General features: G+C 70.2%; 3 protein-coding genes. 1 reads left to right on the plus strand and 2 read right to left on the minus strand.

The annotated features are described in order from the left end of the window. Positions 1-238 precede the first annotated feature (238 nt). On the minus strand, positions 239-613 hold the full coding sequence (locus RSA25_RS03915) for a VanZ family protein (protein WP_332807604.1): 375 nt from the start codon (positions 611-613) through the stop codon (positions 239-241). 16 nt (positions 614-629) lie between these two features. Continuing rightward, positions 630-1,814, minus strand: coding sequence for a class I SAM-dependent methyltransferase (locus tag RSA25_RS03920; protein WP_332807605.1), 1,185 nt, complete (start codon positions 1,812-1,814; stop codon positions 630-632). A gap of 55 nt (positions 1,815-1,869) precedes the next feature. Here RSA25_RS03920 and RSA25_RS03925 point away from each other — a divergent pair, with 55 nt between their 5' ends. After that, positions 1,870-2,607: a pteridine reductase gene (locus RSA25_RS03925; protein WP_332807606.1), complete on the plus strand. Its 738-nt coding sequence runs from the start codon at positions 1,870-1,872 to the stop codon at positions 2,605-2,607. Positions 2,608-2,666: the final 59 nt, after the last annotated feature.

Consider the following 2,666-nt stretch of genomic DNA (forward strand, 5'->3'; position numbering starts at 1 on the left):
CCCGCGCCCCGGTGGGGCCGGCCGCGGCCGGGAACTACCTGACCTCCGGCACCGCCTGGTTGCCGGCCAGCGGCCGGCACTACCTGACCTCCGGCACCGCCTGGTTGCCGGCCAGCGGCCGGCACTACCTGGCCTCCGGCATCGCCTGGTTGCCGGCCAGCGGCCGGCACTACCTGACCTCCGGCATCGCCTGGTTGCCGGCCAGCGGCCGGCACTACCTCAAACCTGCATCACCCCATTACCCCCGCAGGCGCAGCAGCAGATCGCGCATCGGCGTGAGGGATACGGCCATGCCCGCCAGCACGCCCACGGTGTTGGCCAGCGCGTCCATCGCATCGGCCATGCGGTTGTCGGTGAAGGCACTCTGCAGGCCCTCGATGCCGATGCCCAGCCCGACCAGGCCCACGCCAGCCCACAGCAGGGCCGCGCGCGTGCGGTAGATCTGCACCGCCGAGGTGGCCAGCACGAAGTAGGCCAGGAAGTGCTCGACCTTGTCGCTGTTGGGCGGCAGGTCCAGCGGCGGCGGCGGAATCAGGCACACGGTGATCGTCACCGCGATCGCCAGCCACCACAGACCCAACCAGAAGCGCGGCCAGCGCAGCGGCTTCAACATCCCTGTCGCGGTCATCTCAGAGCCGCCAGGTCAGATCGCCAAGCGCGAACGCCGGTTCGAAGTCCACGTCGCGCTGGAAGCCCATCACCTGGAAGCGTTCACCCATGCCGGTGGGCAGGGTCAGCTTCTTGACCTGGTCGCGCAGGCGCACCTGGCCGAACGCGTCCACGCGCGCCTCGGCCTTGGCCAGCAGCGCATCCAGCCCGTTGCCGAGCAGGAAGTTGGCCTGGGTGCAGTAGCCGGCAATCTCGAACCCCGCCCCGGTGCCCGCCTCGGCCAGCGCGGTGAAGTCCACCGAGGCGGTGAGGTCCTGCAGGCCCGGCCAGCGGTACAGGTCGTTGTGCACCTGGTGGCGGTAGAACGCGCGCACCGTGCCGTCGTCGCGCTCGTCCTGGTAGTACTCCGCACGCGGGTAGCCGTAGTCGATGAACAACAGCGCGCCGCGCTGCATGCCACCGGCCACGGCCTGGATCCAGTACGGCAGCTGCGGCAGCAGCTCGGAGCGGTAGCCGTCGGCAAAGGGCTTTTCGCGGTAGCGCTCCAGGTGCCGCACCGCCGCGCCCAGCATCGCATCGGCCGGCTGCGCGCCGCGCATGAAGGCGCCCTGCGCATCCAGCTCCACGGTTTCCTCATAGACCATGCCGTCGCGGGTGAGGAAGCGCGGCGTGGGCAACGCATCGATCACCTCGTTGGCGAACACGATGCCGTCCCAGTCGTCATCGAAGGGCCCGTCGAGCCACTCCACCAGCTCGAACACCGGGCCGATCAGGGTCTTTTCCAGGCGCTCGCGCTGGCGTTCGCGCAGGTCCGCGCTGGGCTCCAGGATGGCGTAGCGCTCGGGCAGCGCATCCAGTTCCAGCATGCGCTTGAGCAGCACCTCGGCAAACGCGCCGCTGCCGCCGCCCAGTTCCATGAAGCGCGCCTTCGGGCCCAGCTGCTGCATCACCGGGGCGATCGCATTGGCCACGGTGGCCGCAAACAGCGGCCCCAGCTCCGGCGCGGTGGTGAAGTCGCCCGATTCACCGAACTTGCTTGCCCCGGCGCTGTAGTAGCCCAATCCCGGCGTGTACAGGCTCAGCTCCATGAACCGGGCGAACGGCATGGCACCGCCGTTGGCGAGGATCTCGGCGCGCAGCGCGTCGGCCAGCTGGTCGCTGTGGGCCAGGGCATCGGAATCGGGGGTAGGCAGTGGGGAATGCATGGTGCGGGCGATTGCGGTGACAATGCACAGCATAGCCGAGCACGGAGACCCCCCGATGACCGATACCGCACCCGTGGTGCTGATCACTGGCAGCGCGCGCCGGATCGGCGCGGCGATCGCCCGCCAGTTCCATGCCTGCGGCTGGTCGGTGGTGCTGCACGCCCATACCTCCACCGCCGAACTGCAGCAGATGGCCTTCGACCTGGACATGCTGCGCCCGGGCAGCGTGCTGGCCCTGCAGGCCGACCTGCGCGACGCCGATGCCCTGCCCGACCTGGTCGAGCAGACCGTGGCCCAGTTCGGGCGGCTGGACGCGCTGGTCAACAACGCCTCCAACTTCTATCCCACCCTGCTCGGCCAGATCACCGCCGCGCATTTCGACGACCTGTTCGCGGTCAACGCGCGCGCGCCGCTGCTGCTGGCCCAGGCCGCTGCGCCGCAGCTGCGCCGGCACCAGGGCTGCATCGTCAACCTGACCGACCTGCACGGCACCCAGCCGATGCGCGACCACCCGGTATACAGCGCGGCCAAGGCGGCGCTGGAGATGGTGACGCGCTCGCTGGCGCTGGAACTGGCCCCCAAGGTGCGGGTCAATGCGGTGGCCCCCGGCGCGATCCTGTGGCCCGAGCAAGGCAAGGACGACTACGCCCAGCAGGCGCTGCTGCAGCGCACGCCGCTGGCCCGCACCGGCACCGTGGAAGAGATCGCCGAGGCGGTGTACTGGCTGGTGACCGACGCGCCTTTCATCACCGGGCACACGCTGCGCGTGGACGGCGGGCGAACGCTGTCGTAGTGCCGGCCGCTGGCCGGCTCCGCGTGAACCTGGCATCGCTTGGTTGCCGGCCAACGGCC

Source organism: Stenotrophomonas sp., from assembly GCF_036662295.1.
GTDB lineage: Bacteria > Pseudomonadota > Gammaproteobacteria > Xanthomonadales > Xanthomonadaceae > Stenotrophomonas.

Excerpts from the sequence above, each read along its gene's own strand:
- RSA25_RS03915 (WP_332807604.1), bottom strand. The coding sequence starts at position 613 with ATGTTGAAGCCGCTGCGCTGGCCGCGCTTCTGGTTGGGTCTGTGGTGG.
- RSA25_RS03925 (WP_332807606.1), top strand. The coding sequence starts at position 1,870 with ATGACCGATACCGCACCCGTGGTGCTGATCACTGGCAGCGCGCGCCGG.
- RSA25_RS03920 (WP_332807605.1), bottom strand. The coding sequence starts at position 1,814 with ATGCATTCCCCACTGCCTACCCCCGATTCCGATGCCCTGGCCCACAGC.